Source organism: Enterococcus sp. AN402 (assembly GCF_040719405.1).
Taxonomy (GTDB): Bacteria; Bacillota; Bacilli; order Lactobacillales; family Enterococcaceae; genus Enterococcus; species Enterococcus faecalis.
On sequence record NZ_JBFDTM010000004.1, the window covers coordinates 937,331 to 954,056 of the forward strand.

Consider the following 16,726-nt stretch of genomic DNA (forward strand, 5'->3'; position numbering starts at 1 on the left):
GAAATCCGCTTTTCTCTTTTAATATGAATAAGCTATTTGCATATGAAGGTTGGTATTATCGGATTTTTTCTTTTATTGCCAACTTGATCATTATTAATTTTCTCTTTTTAATTACCTGTATAACAGGCATCTTTAGCGGTGTCGGCTTAATTGCGTTGTATCGAACGATCTATCGTTTGTATCGTGAAAAAGATATTCCTGTTTTGCGAACGTTTTGGACAGCGTTAAAAAATAATATCATGCGAGGTTTTATTTTAACAGGTGTCTTGTTCGTTGCTTTTTTACTGGGCGGTATTGTCGTAACAAGTTTATTTAAAATAGCCACTAGTTTAGGTTTCTTAGCTATTTTTCTATTAAGTTTTGTTGCATTATTTTTGACGAGTTTTCTTTTTCTCTTTTCCGTTTTTAATTGGTCCGCTAAAAAGACACTAGGTGAGACGGTTTATGTGGTCTTAAGTAATAGTGCCAATGCGATTATTTTGTTTATTTTACCTCTTTTAACGTTTGTTTTTTTCTATAAGCTTAATTTGTTTTTATATATTGCGTTAGGATTCGGGACAACGGCTTTTCTTCAAGTTGCGTTTTTTCAGAAAGTGTTAGGTGTGGAACATGAATGAGTATTTTGAGTTTTGGGAAAAGACTAAGGAAGAACTTCAAAAAATACCGCTAGATATCCATCGGCGGGTCATTGACTATCCATTGGAAAATGTTCAAGTGGAACAGGTCGACTTTTTAAGTTTCCTAGGTGAGCGCATCTTTGGCTATTTGTTACTTCCTAAAACGGCGGGGAAACAGCCAATAGTGATTGACTGTTTAGGCTATATGAATCATATTCAAGAACCTTGGCAATTTGCTCATTGGACACAAATTGGTTGTGCTTGTTTTGTCATTGATAATCGAGGTCAAGGGGGATTAACCAAAGATCGCGTGCCATATCAAACAATTTGGCATGAAGCACCAATGGGACGAGGATTTCTAGACAAAGAAGATTGGTACCAACGCCGCTTGTTTGCCGACCATTTACGTAGCATAGAAGTGGTACGGACCTTTACTGAAATTAATCAGGACCAAATCATTCTTCGTGGTGGTTCCCAAGGGGGTGGCGTAGTGTTAATGGTGAACAGTTTAGTCGACTTCCCGATTTTAGCTACTTTTGCAGATGTTCCAAGTCATTCTTGTTTAGAAAATCGAGTAGCAGAAGGAACAGGTTCGTATCAAATTATTCATCAGTACTTACAAGAGCATCCTCAAGCGCATGAAAAAATTGCCGCGGTTCTTCCTTATTTTGATAGTCGCCACTTTGTTTCGCAAATTAAAAATCCAGTCTTTGCTTCTGTTGGGAGTCACGATCCGATATGTCCAATGAAAGATTTTTTCCCTTCTTATCATCAGATAAAGGCAAGAAAAGCAGTCAGAGTGTATTGGAAAAAAGGCCATGGTGGCGGTGAAACAACCCAGATCCGTCGTGAGATGCGTCAAATTCAACAACTATTGCAGGAGGTTAAAAATGAAAATAGCTACGTATAATGTCCGGGTAGATACAGAGTATGACCAAGATTGGCAATGGTCTTTTCGTAAAGAGGCTGTTTGTCAGTTAATCAATTTTCATGATTGGAGCCTTTGTTGTATTCAAGAAGTACGACCGAATCAAGTCAGGGATTTAAAGGCGTATACAACATTCACCTGTCTTTCTGCGGAAAGAGAAGGGGATGGTCAAGGAGAAGGACTAGCGATTCTCTATAACGAACAAAAAGTTCAGGCTATTGATACAGGGTATTTTTGGTTATCTGAAACACCTCAGCAGCCAAGTATCCATCCTGAAGCTGGCTGTCCAAGAATTGCTTTGTGGGGACTATTTAAGGAAACGACTCAAAATACGCCTTTTTTAGTCATCAATGTTCATTTGGATCATATTTCAGCTCATGCTCGTTTAGCAGGAATGACCGTTATCTTAGAGGAGTTACATGACAAAATTGCACAGTATCCAACTTTATTAATGGGCGATTTTAATGCAGAGTCGGAGGAAGCAGTTCATCAACTTGTTCAAAAAAAATTTCAAGATAGCAAAAATTTAGCTACTCATTATGGCCCAAGAGGAACATTTCAAAATTTTACTTACACAAAACCTTGGGCGGAATTAGAAGAAATTGATTATATTTATGTAAAAGGTTGGCAAGTACAGCAAACCGCAAGTTTAACAGATAGTATCGATGGACGTTTTCCCTCCGACCATTTTCCTTTAGAAGCAGAAGTATGTATTGAAGAAAGGTAAGAGTATGAAAGAAAATCAACTGATTCAATTAGTCGAAGAAATGACAATTGATGAGAAAATTAATCAATTATTACAATTAGCAGCAGCGTTTTATTCAGATAAAGCAGAAGAAAAGACCGGCCCTATGTCAGAGCTAGGACTAAGTCAAGAAACGATTGATACGGCGGGGACAACACTGGGTGTTTCCGGTGCAAATGAAGCGAAACGTGTTCAAAAAGAATATATGCAAAATCATCGCTTAAATATTCCAACACTTTTAATGGCGGATATTATTCATGGTTTCAGAACCATCTTTCCGATTCCTTTGGCTTTAGGAAGCACTTGGGATGAAGCAGCAGTTGAAAAAATGGCGGAGATTTCAGCAAAAGAAGCTGCTGTTTCAGGATTACATGTAACCTTTTCGCCAATGGTTGATTTAGTGCGCGATCCACGTTGGGGACGTGTCATGGAGTCAACAGGTGAAGATCCATTACTCAACAGCCGCTTAGCTGCTGCAATGGTTAGAGGTTACCAAGGAGAAAATTTAAAAGAAGACAATTGGCGAGTAGCCGCGTGCGTGAAGCACTTTGCGGCATATGGTGGTGCCTTAGCTGGTCGGGATTATAATACGGTAGATATGTCTGAACGGCAGCTAAGAGAAATGTATTTACCTGGCTATAAAGCTGGATTAGATGCGGGTGCAAAACTTGTCATGACGTCCTTCAATACAGTGGATGGGATTCCTGCTACAGGCAACCAATGGCTGTTTAGAGACGTATTACGAAATGAATTTGGCTTTGAAGGAGTTGTGATTTCAGACTGGGGAGCGATTAAAGAATTAATTCCTCATGGCGTTGCCAAAGATGAAAAACAGGCAGCAGAATTGGCTATCAAAGCTGGTGTAGATATTGAAATGATGACCACGTGTTATCCAGATTATTTAAAAGAATTACTTGAAGAAGGCCGGATTGCTGAAACACTTATTGATGAAGCAGTTATGCGAATTTTAAAACTAAAAAATGAGCTAGGCTTATTTGAAAATCCCTATCGTGGTGCGGATGAACAAGCGGAAGCAGAAGTGATTTTAAGCAAAGAACATCGAGAAATAGCTAAAAAGATTGCTCAAAAATCAATGGTTCTTTTAAAAAATGAAAATATTTTGCCTTTTACACCGCAAGAAAAAATCGCGCTTGTCGGCCCAGGGGCCAAATCACAAGATATTTTAGGGGCTTGGTCATGGCAAGGAAAGAAAGAAGAAGCCATTTCCCTCGTGGCTGGGGCCCAAAAATTAACCACAAATCTCCTAGTTGCCCAAGAACCTTTTGATTACTTTGAACCGACCGCGGCGGCCATTGAAGAGGCTTTAACGTTAGCTAGTCAAGCAGATAAAGTAGTAGTGGCACTAGGCGAAACAGATTGGATGAGTGGGGAAGCTGCCAGTCGCAGTGATATTCGTCTACCCGAAAAACAATTAGCAGTAGTGGCACAAATTATTGAGAAAAATCCCAATGTTGTTGTCACGGTCTACAGTGGCCGGCCCTTAGATTTACAAGGGATAGATGTTGCAAAAGGAATTGTGCAAGCTTGGCAACCTGGAACAGAAGGGGGCAATGCGCTAGCAGAAATTTTGTGGGGAGAGTACAATCCAAGTGGTCGTTTAAGTATGTCGTTCCCAGAAACGGTTGGTCAAGTGCCAATTTTTTACAATGTCGACAATACTGGGCGTCCTTATGAGTCAGCACCAGAAGAAAAATATGTTTCTAAATATTTAGATGTCTCTAATTACGCTAAATATCCCTTTGGATTTGGCTTAAGTTATAGTCATTTCTCTTATCAACCAATTCAACTAAGTGCATTAACATTTACCAAAGAACAACCAGTCACGGTCTCTGTTTTAGTAAAAAATGACAGTCCAATCGCTGGAGAGGAAACCGTGCAATTTTATGTACGTGATTTGGTGGGACAAGTGGTTCGCCCAATTAAAGAGTTAAAAGATTTCCAAAAAGTTTGGCTGGAACCAAAGGAAGAAAAAGAAGTTCAGTTTCTTCTTTCAGAGGATATGGTGCGCTATGTTCATTCAGATAATCAGGTAACCAGTGATGCAGGTGAATTTATCGTAATGATTGGTGGAAATAGTCGCGATGTACAAACCACAACAGTCACGTTAAATGAATAAGATGGGAAGGATAAGTTATGCAGATAAAGAAGCTTAAGCAAGCAGACACAGTCGCTACATTTCTAGAGACAGGTGATTTAAAAGAATTGAATAGCTGTGGCATGATGATTAATCAATTAGAAGGCAATCCTTTAGACGGGAGTATGAACCAACTCTATTTGCGGATAATTACAGGGGACACAATTAATTATCGACCAATGATTGGTTCCAACAGTCAAAGTGATTTTTATCTTTCAGATAACCAATTGACATGGCGGGGTGAATTTGAAGCGGTTCGTTACCAAGTTGACTTTCGTTTGGGGCCAAGCAATCAATGGTTCTGGCGGGTTAATGTCACTGGAACTGGCTTAGTAGATATTGTTTATGGTCAAGATATTGGCTTAGCGACAAAAGGAACCGTTCAGTCAAATGAAGCGTATGTGTCGCAGTATCTTGATCATCACATTTGGCAAGAGGGCGAAGAGCTTGTTGTTTTATCGAGACAAAATCAACCGCAAAATGAGAAGTTTCCAGCCCTTATTCAAGGGAGTTTTCAAAAATTAGTAGGCTACTCAACGGATGGCTATCAATTTTTTGGCCGTTCATTTAAACAAACAAACACACCAGATGCATTGGGGAAAAGATATTTAGCAAATGAAGTCTATCAATATGAATTTGCTTACACCGCTTTACAAACGGAAACCGTCCAATTAACGAATGAAAGTAAGGAATTTGTTTTTTATGGTGCGGTAACAGAAACACATCCGCAAGCATTAGCTGAACCTTTTTTATCGAAAGAAGACTTACAAGCTATTTATGAAACTGTGACATTCGATTCATTAAAAGAAACACAGGACTTTCCTCCAAAACTTTTAGGAGAACCTATCACAGGAAATCCATTAACAGAAGAAGAGTTGGCCGCACTTTATCCCCTTCAGACACAAATTGAAAAAGTAGCAGGTCGGACGTATTCCTTTTTCACGGAAAATTACCATCATGTTGTTCTTCAAGAAAAAGAAATTGCCATGGAAAGAGCGCATGGCCACATTTTATTAAGTGGTAAAGACTTAACGGTTGACGAACCTTTGCTTAGTACGACAGTGTATATGTATGGCATTTTCAATTCACAAGTGGTTTTAGGAAATACAACCATGAACAAATTAATGAGTAATAGCCGAAACGCTTTAAACGTTATGAAACGCTCTGGTCAACGAATCTACATTTTAGAGAATGGCTTATGGCGCTTACTAACAATGCCTTCTGCTTTTGAAATGGGGTTGAACTCTGCTACGTGGTATTATAAGTTGCCAAAGGATACAATTCGTGTACGCACCTTCACTTCGCCTGATTCAAGAGTGATTCAATTGGAAGTGACCAGTCAAAAGGATGCGTATATGTGGGCTGTTTCTAACCATTTGTTATTAGGACCTGAAGAAGTACCAACCTATCAATTAGAACAAACTGGCAAAATGCTTCGAGTGACGGGAAATCATTCTGCTACAGAAAATTATTACCCAGAACTAACCTATGCATTGACAGTTGATAAATCATTTCAAGTAACCGATAGCACATTATTTGGTGGAGCTGAAGCGGACTTATTAGTCTTGGCAATCGAAAAGACCCAAAAATTTTCACTACTTATTACGGGCAGTATAGAGGACCAAGCATTAGTCAATACACCATTAGATTTTGAAAAAGCAGAAAGTCAATATTTAGCATTCATTAATGGCTTGTTACATCATTTTGAGTTAACACACACAGACTCAAGTGTGCAGCAAATGAATCAATTAACTCGTTGGTATACTCATAATATGCTCGTTCATTATTTGTCGCCACATGGCTTAGAACAGTATGGTGGAGCAGCTTGGGGCACACGAGATGTGTCGCAAGGACCGACAGAATTTTTCTTTGCGACGCAACAGCCTAAGATCGTGGCCTCCATTATTCAGCATCTATTTGAAAATCAATTTGAGGACGATGGCAACTGGCCGCAATGGTTTATGTTTGACCGATACGAAGAACAAAAAGCCAGTGAAAGCCATGGCGATATTATCGTCTGGCCATTGAAAGTAGTGACTGATTATTTGGAACAAACCGCAGATTATTCAATCTTAGCTACGGAAATCCCTTATACAAGTCGCAAAGATAATCACAAAACAAAAGAAACAGCATCTTTATTTGAACATTTGAAAAAAGAAATAAATTATATTGAACAACATTTTTTACCAGAAACTTTTCTATCCTGTTACGGTGACGGCGATTGGGATGACACGTTACAACCTTATGATAATCGTCTTAAAGAGCAAATGGCTAGTAGTTGGACCGTTGCCTTAACGTATCAAGTATTGAAAAAATTTGCGGCTTTAATTACGGAAATCGATGCTACTTATAGTCAGCACTTAGCAATTTTAGTCGCAGGAATAAAGAACGATTTTCAAAAATATATGTTGGCGGATGAAACGATTCCAGGGTTTATTTATATGGAAACGCCAGAAACTTTTGAACAAATGATTCACCCAAATGACCAAAAAACAGGGATTCAATATCGATTATTGCCAATGACTCGTAGTATGTTAGCTGAATTATTAACACCGGAACAAGTAAGTCATCATTTAGAAATTATTGAAAAAGAATTAACGTTTCCTGATGGCGTGCGTTTAATGAACAAACCAGCGAACTATCGAGGCGGTGTGAGCACTAATTTTAAACGAGCAGAACAGGCGGCTAATTTTGGTCGCGAAATTGGCTTACAGTATGTTCATGCGCACATTCGCTATACAGAAGCGATGGCGAAAATTGGTCAGCGAGACAAAACCTGGCAAGCATTAATGCAAATCAATCCAGTTCAATTAAAAGAAGTGGTTCACAATGCAGAGTTACGTCAAGCCAATGCCTATTTTAGTAGTTCCGATGGCGATTTTAAAACAAGGTATGAATCACAAGAAAATTTTGGTAAACTAAAAGATGGAAGTATTGGGGTAAAAGGTGGTTGGCGAATTTATTCAAGCGGGCCGGGAATTTATTTAAATCAATTAATTACAGCTGTTTTAGGGATTCGGCAAAAGGCCCAAAGTGTGGTTTTTGATCCCGTGTTACCAGAAAAATTGTCTGGTTTAGCACTAACTTACCAATTGTTTGATAAACCTGTCACATATAAATTTTATCCAAATCAGTCAGCGAAAATAGTTATCGATGGTCAAGAAGTTCCGTTTAAATTTGAAGAAAACCCTTATCGAGAAGGGGGAATGGAAGTTCAAAAAGACGAGGTGCTTTCATTATTAAATGAAGCAAGTGTTATTGAAATTTACCATTAGAAAGGAGAGTAGTCCATGGTAGGAATTAAAGATATTGCAAAAAAAGCAGGCGTATCAATCTCGACCGTTTCTTACGCATTGAATGGTAGTTCAAAGGTAACTGAAGAAACACGAACGCGCATCCAAGCAATTGCTGAAGAGCTAAACTATGTTCCTAACATGGCCGCTCGCACATTAAAACGTCGTCAAACTAATATTATTGGTGTCTATTTGGCCGATTATGGCGGTAGTTTTTATGGTGAATTGTTGGAGGGGATTAAGAAAGGCTTAGCACTGTTTGATTATGAGATGATTGTCTGCAGCGGTAAAAAGTCACATCTTTTCATTCCTGAAAAAATGGTGGATGGGGCAATTATTTTAGATTGGACATTTCCAACAAAAGAAATTGAAAAATTTGCTGAACGAGGCCATTCGATCGTTGTCCTTGATCGAACCACTGAGCATAGGAATATTCGGCAAGTTCTCTTGGATAATCGTGGCGGTGCCACGCAGGCAATTGAGCAATTTGTCAATGTGGGTTCAAAAAAGGTTCTTCTGCTTTCTGGACCAGAAAAAGGTTATGATAGCCAAGAACGATTGGCTGTTAGTACACGAGAATTAACTCGTTTTGGGATACCTTATGAAATTATCCAAGGCGATTTTACCGAACCTTCTGGCTATGCGGCTGCTAAAAAAATTTTGAGTCAACCACAGACAGAACCAGTCGATGTTTTTGCTTTTAATGATGAAATGGCGATCGGTGTCTATAAATATGTTGCAGAAACAAATTACCAAATGGGGAAAGACATTCGGATGATTGGTTTTGATAATTCTGAACTAGGTGCGTTTGTGCAACCGCGATTAGCAACAATTGCCTATTCTAAACATCGATGGGGCATGGTGGCTGCAGAGAAAATTATTCATTTAATGCGGGGAGAAGCTGCTGAGAGCGAACACATTTACACACGTTTTATAGAAGGAGAATCTTTTCCATCTGAATAATAAATAAAAAGTTTGGTCCAATGCTAGCTAAGCTAGCGGACCAAACTTTTTTCTGTAATGGTAATTTCTTCTGATGCAATGGGTTCATCCAGACTGAGAAGGCGATCTCTAAATTTAAAATGGACCGGCTTGTTCTCATTAATAAATTCATACGGGTAAGCACCTTGGATTGTTTCACCAGGATTGATTTCATCTGCTAAACGATCTAGTTTGTCTTGGAAAGGTGAATCTGTTAAGACTGCATATTGTAAATTTTGGGCTTTTCCGTGGACAGTTTGACTAACTTCCATAAAACTTTGAATCATTAGCTGAATATTTTGTGTTTTTTCGGTTGTATTGGTTAATTCAAACAGGACATAAAACATGGGTTTGCCTTGATAATCTTTTCCTTTATGCAAGGTAGTTAAGGATAAACGCCCATCTGGAACCAACAATGTTCGATTTTCATACGTCCCAATACTTGTCGCCAAGACTTCATCAGGTGCGGGCGCACTTTGACTTGCTGGGCTGCCACTTACAGTTGAACAAGCACTTAATAAGGTACTTAGAACGAGTAAGCTCATTAAAATGTAGGGTTTCCTCATATAAAGTCCTCACTTTGGTTGATTGACTATGTAAAAAACAAATTGCTTGTATCTATATAAAAAAGAGTGCTACAAGCAATATTTTAATCGTAGTTCTAGTAAATAGCAATACTTTTATCAAAATTCATGTTTGGAAATATAATTTGAAAAATATTTTTAACTAGCAGAAAAACATTTCTAACAAAAAGTATTGGCTCAAAGTAAAGAGATCGTTTTGTTAGAAATGAGAAATGGCAACATAAAAGTTTTCTATTTTTCTGCAATTAAGACAGTTTCAAAAGTGAATTCACTAGGAATATGATTCGCAATTGAGTATTCAAAAATATGTCCATTGCCTAGGTAAGCAATTTGTTCTGCACGCATCAGGAAATCATTATCGGTTAAGTTTAAATATTTTTTTTCCAACGCAGAAGGACGGATCCCAGAAATGCTGACCCGCGCACTTTGAATTTTTTGATGCAATTGTTCCGAAATATATTGATAAATGGAGACTTTCAATTCTTTCATTGTCAAGTTCGGAATTAAAGCAACGGGCATCCAAGTGTATTCAATAATTGAGGGCACATCTTCGATAATCCGTAAACGAATAATTTTGTAGACTAACTCTTCTTCTGTGATACTTAATTTTTCAGTCACCCAAGGCTCAGGTACTTCTGTTGCAAAGCCTAAAACCACGGATTCAACTTTTCCATCGTAGGTTGAGTAAGTGCCGGTTAACGGAGAAAATTTAGTAATGGTTCGATTTTGAAAGTCTTGAACAAAGCTGCCCGAGCCACGTCGTCTGACAACATAACCTTCTTGCACAAGCAAATGTAAGGCTTTTGTAATGGTTAGTTCGCTGACCTGATATTTTTCTGCAAGAAGACGACCTTGGGGTAACTTTTGATTAATGGGATAAACACCTGCTTCGATATCCTGTTTTATAGCTGCATAAATTTCTTTATAACGTGTATTTGTCCGCATCAGAGTCCTCCTTTATCACCAGTATTTCTCTCATTATACCATGAATTTAACATGTTAAAACTATATATTTATTTTTAACGTAACCACTTAATAATCAAGTACTTAAATAAAAGTAGTTGACTTATTCTTTTTAAAACTATATAGTTTTAAAAGTAAACAGAAGAACTTATTGATCTGATTGGTACTTTTTGTGAAAACCTTTTACAATAAAAGGGCAGCACAGAAAAGAGGGAGGTATGACAATGGAACATCATCAACTAAAAGCATTTCCGCAAGATTTTTTATGGGGCTCTGCTTCGGCAGCTTATCAAGTAGAAGGTGCTTGGAGTGAAGACGGCAAAGGCGCATCTGTTTGGGATGAATTTGTTCGGCTACCAGGAAAAACGTTCAAAGAGACAACTGGTGATTTAGCCGTCGATCATTATCATCGTTTCAAAGAAGATGTGGCTTTAATGAAACAACAAGGTTTAAAAGCATATCGTTTCTCGATAGCATGGACACGAATTTTACCTGAAGGACGTGGTCAAGTAAATCAAGCGGGACTGAAATTTTATTCAGATTTAATTGATGAGTTGTTAGCGGCAGGAATTGAACCAATGGTAACTTTATATCATTGGGATTTGCCAGCTGTTTTGCAAAAAGAATATGGTGGCTGGGAATCAAGAAAAATTATTGCTGATTTTGTGGCCTATGCGAAAATTTTATTTGACGCTTTCCGTGGCAAAGTTCGCTATTGGATTAGTTTAAACGAACAAAATGTGTTTACTTCGTTAGGTTATCAATTAGCCGTGCATCCTCCCGGCGTAACAGATAATAAACGGATGTATGAGGCCAATCATATTGCTAATTTAGCCAATGCAGCAGTGATTAATGCGTTTCATGAATTAGAAATGCCTGGCAAAATTGGCCCTAGCTTTGCTTATACGCCTGTTTATGCCGTTGATGCGCATCCTGCCAATGTTTTAGCGGCTGAAAATGCAGAAGATTTGTTGTCGCATTTTTGGTTAGATGTCTATCTTTGGGGAGAATACCCAATTGCCGCATTAAATTACTTACAGGAGCAAGGTGTGGCCCCAACGATAAAAGAGGGCGATTTAGCGTTACTACGTTCAGCCAAACCTGATTTTCTAGGTATTAATTATTATCGGACGGATACGGTTGCTGCTAATCCATTAGATGGCGTCGGAATAGGGAAGATGAACACAACGGGTGAAAAGGGTTCTGAAACGGAATCTGGGGTACCGGGTTTATTTAAAAAAGTAAATAATCCATATGTTGAACGGACGAACTGGGATTGGGCCATTGACCCGCAAGGTTTGAGAATTGCCTTACGACGATTAGCTAGTCGCTATCAAGTGCCTATTTTAATTACTGAAAATGGGTTAGGCGAATATGATACCTTAACAGAAGATAAACAAATTCATGATACGTATCGCATTGATTATTTACGAAGCCATATCCAAGCGATTCAAGAGGCGATTACGGATGGTGTTTCAGTTATTGGTTATTGTACATGGAGTTACACCGATTTACTGTCGTGGCTCAACGGCTATCAAAAGCGTTATGGTTTTGTCTATGTGGATCAAGATGAAACACAAAAAGGTTCCTTAGAAAGAATCCCGAAAGACAGTTATTATTGGTATCAAAAAGTCATTGAAACAAATGGACTTATCTAATTATAAGAAAAGAGTGTGGAAAATATGACAGTAAAAATGGGGTTTATTGGATTTGGTAAAAGTGCCAACCGCTACCATTTACCTTACGTAATGATTCGAGAAACACTAGAAGTGAAAACAATTTTCGATTTACATGTTAATGAAAAAGCAGCAGCGCCCTTTAAAGAAAAAGGCGTAAATTTTACCACTGACCTTAATGAATTATTAACGGATCCAGAAATTGAATTGATCACAATCTGTACGCCTGCGCATACACATTATGATTTAGCCAAACAAGCCATTTTAGCTGGTAAATCAGTGATTGTGGAAAAACCATTTTGTGATACGTTAGAACACGCAGAGGAATTATTTGCTTTAGGGCAAGAAAAAGGGGTAGTAGTGATGCCTTATCAAAATCGACGTTTCGACGGCGATTACCTAGCGATGAAGCAAGTAGTAGAGCAAGGCTTTTTAGGAGAAATCAATGAAGTGGAAACACATATTGATTATTATCGACCAGGAAGTATCACGGAACAAGGACCTAAAGAAAATGGTTCGTTTTACGGACTAGGCATTCATTTAATGGATCGCATGATTGCTCTTTTCGGGCGTCCAGATCAAGTCACTTATGATATTCGTAATAATGAAGTGAGTGAGGCAGTCGATAATTATTTTGACGTCGATTTACATTATGGTTCAAAATTAAAAGTAAAAGTTAAAACGAATCATTCTGTCGCTAGTCCGTATCCACGTTTTATTGTTCATGGTAGCAATGGCTCGTTCATCAAATATGGCGAAGATCAACAAGAAAATGATTTAAAAGCCGGAATCATGCCGGATGCACCAGGCTTTGGAGAAGATTCACCAATGTATTATGGAGAAGTGACTTACCGTAATGGCAATGGCGACTGGATTAAAAAACAAATTAAAACGCCTGTAGGTGATTACGGTCGTTATTATGATGCCGTCTATGAAACGTTGAAAAATGGTGCACCGCAACTAGTAACTAAAGAGCAAGCATTAACTAACATCGAAATTTTAGAAGCTGGTTTCCTTAACCCAAGTCCAAGTGTTTATCGTTTGAAAGAAAACTAAAGCGTATTTAAATGACTTGAAAAGCGCCTGACCCACAGTCCAGACAACTGTGGGGCAGGCGCTTTTATTTATAAAGAATTGTGAATTTTAATATAAGAAACGTATATTGTTAGTAAAAATAAAAAAAGGAAAGACATCTTAGTAGCACTACTTCCCCAAGAATTGCTACTAAAATGTCTTTTGTGATGCTCGCTCAATTGAAGAGCCTTAAATAGGATATCGAATATCCAGTATAAATGCAAGTAAACTACTTTATAGTTAATATTAGTATACTTCATAAAATAATTTTTCAAAGAGAAAAAGGCTTGTTATGAGAAAAAATTAATTTTTAACTCGTTTTTTCTAAGCAAGATTCGGGTGAAAAAGACAATAATTACTGAAGCTGAATGGTAATTAAAGAGGTTCTTTGCTAAAATAGGAAAGACAAGAAAGTTTGGTTAACGAAAGAACCAAATCAGAAAGGAGGACAACCAGTGGAAAGTTGGCTTTTTTTACTACTGATTGCCTTGATTGCGTTTGTTGCAAAAAATCAAAGTTTATTAATTGCGTCAGTTGTTGTGCTTGCTTTAAAAGCTTTACCAAATAGTGCGAAAATCATGTCGTGGTTGTCAGATAAAGGCATTAATTTAGGTGTCACAATTATTTCAATTACCATTTTAGTCCCGATTGCTACAGGACAAATTGGCTTAAAGGATTTAATCCAATCATTCAAAACACCGATGGGATGGCTGGGGATACTTTGTGGAATTCTGGTAGCTGTTTTATCCTCAAAAGGAGTAGGTTTAATTAATCAATCGCCTGAGATTACGGTGGCCTTAGTTTTTGGAACGATTCTTGGCGTCGTTTTTTTAAAAGGAATTGCAGCTGGTCCGATTATTGCATCGGGGATGATGTACGTAATCATTACTACCTTTCAAGCCTTTCAACACTAAAAAAGCAAACAAAACGCGTAAACGTTTTGTTTGCTTTTTTAGTGTTGATAAATGTCCACATTACTATCTAATATGCCACTTTCATTTTTTAAAGTAATGGTTCCCGCATTCGGATGAATCACTAGCTGTAAATGCCCTGTTAAAAACATTTGGTCATACGTCGAAGTATAGACGTGAAAAGAATCATTAGCAATTGTTTCAGTATAAGGCGCTTCTGCTTGATCAACAGGAACGATAATGAAACGATCGCCAATCATACAACAACCTTCTGCGGAAGAATAAGGATTAGAGCCGTCATTTGCTACCAACAAGAAGGTGTTCGTTTCAGTTAAGAAAGGGGCTAAACGTTGTTTTACTTCTTCAGAAATAGTCAGAGACATTTGCCTCACTCCTTTAAATAGTATGTAAAAGGAAGAGGGTAGCTTGTCGCTATGCCGCTCTTCAAAGGTTTTGTTATTTGCTTGTTTCTTTACTGCTTTTTTTGAAAAGAGCAATAGAAAAGGCGACAACTAAGACAACTGTTGCAGCTAAAACAAATGGATTTTTTGTTGCTGATGTGAACCCTAGGACTGTTGAACCAATCGCACCTACGTAAGATAAAATAATCGCTGCTTTCTTTGGTGTTGAAAGTTCTGTAAAGCTATCGCGGAAGGCGACACCTAAACCTAAAGCGCCAATAAAGGCAAACATCCCAAAAATAATGTGTAAAAAGACCATGAATTTCACCTCCAACAGTCAGTATAGAGAGAAATAGCTAGTTTGTAAACTAATTGAGCTTACTTGTGTTATTTATCACTTGATAAATGTTTTTACCAATGCAAAAAAACAACGTACGATCAATCGGCAGTACGTTGTTTTTTAGTTTAATATAATTAGGAAGCAGAAACCTTATTTTGCTGGATTTTTTTGATCGATTCTTCTGTTGGCGTCACATATAACGTTCGTTGGTTTTCATAAATCACATAACCTGGTTTTGCTCCATTGGGTTTATGCACATGTTTTACTTGGACATAGTCAACAGGCACTTGTGAAGAAAGTCGATATTTTGAAAAATAAGCTGCTAGAAGTGCGGCTTCAGTAAGGGTTTCTTCGCTAGGATGTGCGTCACGAATAATTACATGAGATCCAGGAATATCTTTGGCATGGAGCCAATAATCAGTTTTTTTAGCGGTTCGTAAAGTCAATTGATCATTTTGCAAATTGTTTTTTCCAACGAGAATAGGTGTGCCATCTGTGGCATAAAAAAGATCGGGTTGGCTTTTTTTCGGCTGTTTTTGTTTTTTATTTTTTTTACGTTTTAAATAGCCTTGTTCAATCAGTTCTTCACGAATCACTTCAATGTCCATTGGTGTCGCAATTTCAAGTTGTGCCACAACTGACTCTAAATAAGAAATTTCTTGTTGTGTTTGCTGAATTTGTGTCTTAACAACTCGGACAGCATTTTTCAATTTTTGGTATTTTTGAAAATATTTTTGTGCATTTTGATTAGGTGAAAGTGCAGGATTTAGCGAGATACGCAACGGTGCATTTTCTTCATAATAATTTGGTAATTCCACCTCGGTGGCTCCTTTTGGGACTTGTGCCATGAAGGTTGTTAATAGTTCTCCGTCGCGACGGTAATTTTCAGCGTTTTCTGTATCGGCTAAGGTTTGTTGTAATTTTTTAAGTTTCTTTTGATTTCTTTTTAGTTCATTTTCAATTTTGCGAATTAGTTCGCCGCCTTGTTGTTTGACACGGTCTTTCTCTGCTTTACCAGAATAAAAGGCATCTAGTAATTCACTGAGTGTCGCATACGTTGTTTGTTCACCAACTAATGATTGATAAGGAATGGGCGTAAAATATTCTTTTTTTTCAGTAACTGTTAATGTCGGTACAACAGCTTCAGTGACTGAGGACCAAAATTCCGTCCAGATGGCCATTTTTTCATTTGGTTGTGCAAGTAAACGGGCACTTAATTCGTCTGCTGTATCTTTGCCTAGACCTTGGAAATGTTGTTGTAAATAGTGTCCGTTTAATTCAGGAGCTGTAGAAAGAAGCGCAAAGACTTCTTCTTTTGAGGCCGTGAGCGGATTAAGTCCCATTGGTTTTGGCGGTTCAATATAAGTTGCTCCAGGAAGCAACGAACGATAACTATTTTGGCTCATTCCAATGTGTTTTATCGCATCTAAGATTTTTCCAGAAGATTGGTTAACTAAAACGATAGTACTGTGACGTCCCATTAATTCAACAATCAAAACAATATTTTGTAAGTCACCTAGTTCATCTCTTTTTGAAAAGGTGAAGTGAATCACGCGATCATTTTCTATTTGTTGAATCGTTTCTAAAATGGCACCGTCTAGAAATTTTCGTAACATCATCACAAAATTAGGAGGTGTTTCTGGATTGCTATAGGTAATTGTAGATAGTTGTATGCGCGCATAACTAGGATGTGCTGATAATAATAATTTATGGTTTTTACCTTTCGCACGAATGACTAAAACGACTTCGTTTTCATAAGGCTGATGGATTTTTGAAATCCGGCCACTTACGAGTGTTTCTGTCAACTCATGAACCATGCTATGAGTAAATACGCCATCAAATGACATAATAAATCCCTCGTTTCTTTCCGACTAATAGCTTTATTATAGCGGAGTTTTTGAATTTAAGAAAGAAGCTTGTTAAAAAGGAGTTGGGTTTTCCTTAGAAAGCTGGGGAAGTTTGCTGGTTTTTTTAGTAATTAAAGCGCAAGGGTAGGCAAGAAAGAAAATGATTAGTATAATAGATAAGAACTAAAAGCGAGGAGCGATTAGAAGTTGA

At 37.8% G+C, this 16,726-nt stretch carries 14 protein-coding genes; 9 read left to right on the top strand and 5 right to left on the bottom strand.

Annotated features, from left to right (window positions below; translation table 11 throughout):
• Positions 1-23 precede the first annotated feature (23 nt).
• The 6 genes from AB1I62_RS05945 to AB1I62_RS05970 are packed head-to-tail and all read left to right on the top strand — an operon-like array spanning position 24 to position 8,701.
• Positions 24-617: a DUF624 domain-containing protein gene (locus AB1I62_RS05945; protein WP_048737792.1), complete on the top strand. Its 594-nt coding sequence runs from the start codon at positions 24-26 to the stop codon at positions 615-617.
• The gene (locus AB1I62_RS05950) at positions 610-1,527 is read left to right on the top strand and encodes an acetylxylan esterase (RefSeq protein ID WP_048737793.1); all 918 of its coding nucleotides are present in this window, start codon (positions 610-612) and stop codon (positions 1,525-1,527) included. The genes AB1I62_RS05945 and AB1I62_RS05950 overlap by 8 nt, the downstream gene beginning before the upstream one ends.
• Positions 1,508-2,272, top strand: coding sequence for an endonuclease/exonuclease/phosphatase family protein (locus AB1I62_RS05955; protein ID WP_010822724.1), 765 nt, complete (start codon positions 1,508-1,510; stop codon positions 2,270-2,272). Before AB1I62_RS05950 ends, AB1I62_RS05955 begins: the two co-directional genes overlap by 20 nt.
• A gap of 4 nt (positions 2,273-2,276) precedes the next feature.
• Positions 2,277-4,427 (top strand): glycoside hydrolase family 3 N-terminal domain-containing protein, encoded by a 2,151-nt coding sequence (locus AB1I62_RS05960; RefSeq protein ID WP_048737798.1) that lies wholly within the window; start codon positions 2,277-2,279, stop codon positions 4,425-4,427.
• A 17-nt stretch (positions 4,428-4,444) separates the two neighbouring features.
• Positions 4,445-7,720 carry a cellobiose phosphorylase gene (locus tag AB1I62_RS05965; protein ID WP_048737800.1) on the top strand — a complete coding sequence of 1,092 codons (3,276 nt, stop codon included), beginning with the start codon at positions 4,445-4,447 and terminating at the stop codon, positions 7,718-7,720.
• A gap of 15 nt (positions 7,721-7,735) precedes the next feature.
• Positions 7,736-8,701, top strand: coding sequence for a LacI family DNA-binding transcriptional regulator (locus tag AB1I62_RS05970; protein ID WP_002382203.1), 966 nt, complete (start codon positions 7,736-7,738; stop codon positions 8,699-8,701).
• A gap of 32 nt (positions 8,702-8,733) precedes the next feature.
• On the opposite strand, the gene AB1I62_RS05975 is transcribed toward AB1I62_RS05970, so the two are convergent.
• Positions 8,734-9,264, bottom strand: coding sequence for a DUF5067 domain-containing protein (locus tag AB1I62_RS05975; protein WP_033595033.1), 531 nt, complete (start codon positions 9,262-9,264; stop codon positions 8,734-8,736).
• A gap of 270 nt (positions 9,265-9,534) precedes the next feature.
• Entirely contained in the window at positions 9,535-10,248 is a 714-nt protein-coding gene (locus AB1I62_RS05980) for a GntR family transcriptional regulator (RefSeq protein WP_002366529.1), read from the bottom strand.
• Positions 10,249-10,490: 242 nt separating this feature from the next.
• Here AB1I62_RS05980 and AB1I62_RS05985 point away from each other — a divergent pair, with 242 nt between their 5' ends.
• The 3 genes from AB1I62_RS05985 (at position 10,491) to AB1I62_RS05995 (ending at position 13,930) form a co-directional block, all read left to right on the top strand.
• Positions 10,491-11,924 (top strand): glycoside hydrolase family 1 protein, encoded by a 1,434-nt coding sequence (locus AB1I62_RS05985; protein WP_010825178.1) that lies wholly within the window; start codon positions 10,491-10,493, stop codon positions 11,922-11,924.
• A gap of 24 nt (positions 11,925-11,948) precedes the next feature.
• Entirely contained in the window at positions 11,949-12,998 is a 1,050-nt protein-coding gene (locus AB1I62_RS05990; protein WP_010712336.1) for an oxidoreductase, read from the top strand.
• A gap of 473 nt (positions 12,999-13,471) precedes the next feature.
• Entirely contained in the window at positions 13,472-13,930 is a 459-nt protein-coding gene (locus AB1I62_RS05995) for a DUF441 domain-containing protein (protein ID WP_002357887.1), read from the top strand.
• Between the two features lie 38 nt (positions 13,931-13,968).
• On the opposite strand, the gene AB1I62_RS06000 is transcribed toward AB1I62_RS05995, so the two are convergent.
• The 3 genes from AB1I62_RS06000 to efbA all read right to left on the bottom strand — a co-directional run bounded on the left by AB1I62_RS06000 (position 13,969) and on the right by efbA (position 16,515).
• Entirely contained in the window at positions 13,969-14,310 is a 342-nt protein-coding gene (locus AB1I62_RS06000) for an iron-sulfur cluster biosynthesis family protein (RefSeq protein WP_002391631.1), read from the bottom strand.
• 73 nt (positions 14,311-14,383) lie between these two features.
• Positions 14,384-14,647: a hypothetical protein gene (locus AB1I62_RS06005; RefSeq protein WP_002381957.1), complete on the bottom strand. Its 264-nt coding sequence runs from the start codon at positions 14,645-14,647 to the stop codon at positions 14,384-14,386.
• Between the two features lie 155 nt (positions 14,648-14,802).
• Positions 14,803-16,515 (bottom strand): fibronectin-binding protein EfbA, encoded by a 1,713-nt coding sequence (gene efbA / locus AB1I62_RS06010; RefSeq protein WP_048737802.1) that lies wholly within the window; start codon positions 16,513-16,515, stop codon positions 14,803-14,805.
• Positions 16,516-16,726: the final 211 nt, after the last annotated feature.

Excerpts from the sequence above, each read along its gene's own strand:
- AB1I62_RS05945 (WP_048737792.1), top strand. The coding sequence starts at position 24 with ATGAATAAGCTATTTGCATATGAAGGTTGGTATTATCGGATTTTTTCT.
- AB1I62_RS05950 (WP_048737793.1), top strand. The coding sequence starts at position 610 with ATGAATGAGTATTTTGAGTTTTGGGAAAAGACTAAGGAAGAACTTCAA.
- AB1I62_RS05955 (WP_010822724.1), top strand. The coding sequence starts at position 1,508 with ATGAAAATAGCTACGTATAATGTCCGGGTAGATACAGAGTATGACCAA.
- AB1I62_RS05960 (WP_048737798.1), top strand. The coding sequence starts at position 2,277 with ATGAAAGAAAATCAACTGATTCAATTAGTCGAAGAAATGACAATTGAT.
- AB1I62_RS05965 (WP_048737800.1), top strand. The coding sequence starts at position 4,445 with ATGCAGATAAAGAAGCTTAAGCAAGCAGACACAGTCGCTACATTTCTA.
- AB1I62_RS05970 (WP_002382203.1), top strand. The coding sequence starts at position 7,736 with ATGGTAGGAATTAAAGATATTGCAAAAAAAGCAGGCGTATCAATCTCG.
- AB1I62_RS05975 (WP_033595033.1), bottom strand. The coding sequence starts at position 9,264 with ATGAGCTTACTCGTTCTAAGTACCTTATTAAGTGCTTGTTCAACTGTA.
- AB1I62_RS05980 (WP_002366529.1), bottom strand. The coding sequence starts at position 10,248 with ATGCGGACAAATACACGTTATAAAGAAATTTATGCAGCTATAAAACAG.
- AB1I62_RS05985 (WP_010825178.1), top strand. The coding sequence starts at position 10,491 with ATGGAACATCATCAACTAAAAGCATTTCCGCAAGATTTTTTATGGGGC.
- AB1I62_RS05990 (WP_010712336.1), top strand. The coding sequence starts at position 11,949 with ATGACAGTAAAAATGGGGTTTATTGGATTTGGTAAAAGTGCCAACCGC.
- AB1I62_RS06000 (WP_002391631.1), bottom strand. The coding sequence starts at position 14,310 with ATGTCTCTGACTATTTCTGAAGAAGTAAAACAACGTTTAGCCCCTTTC.
- AB1I62_RS06005 (WP_002381957.1), bottom strand. The coding sequence starts at position 14,647 with ATGGTCTTTTTACACATTATTTTTGGGATGTTTGCCTTTATTGGCGCT.
- efbA (WP_048737802.1), bottom strand. The coding sequence starts at position 16,515 with ATGTCATTTGATGGCGTATTTACTCATAGCATGGTTCATGAGTTGACA.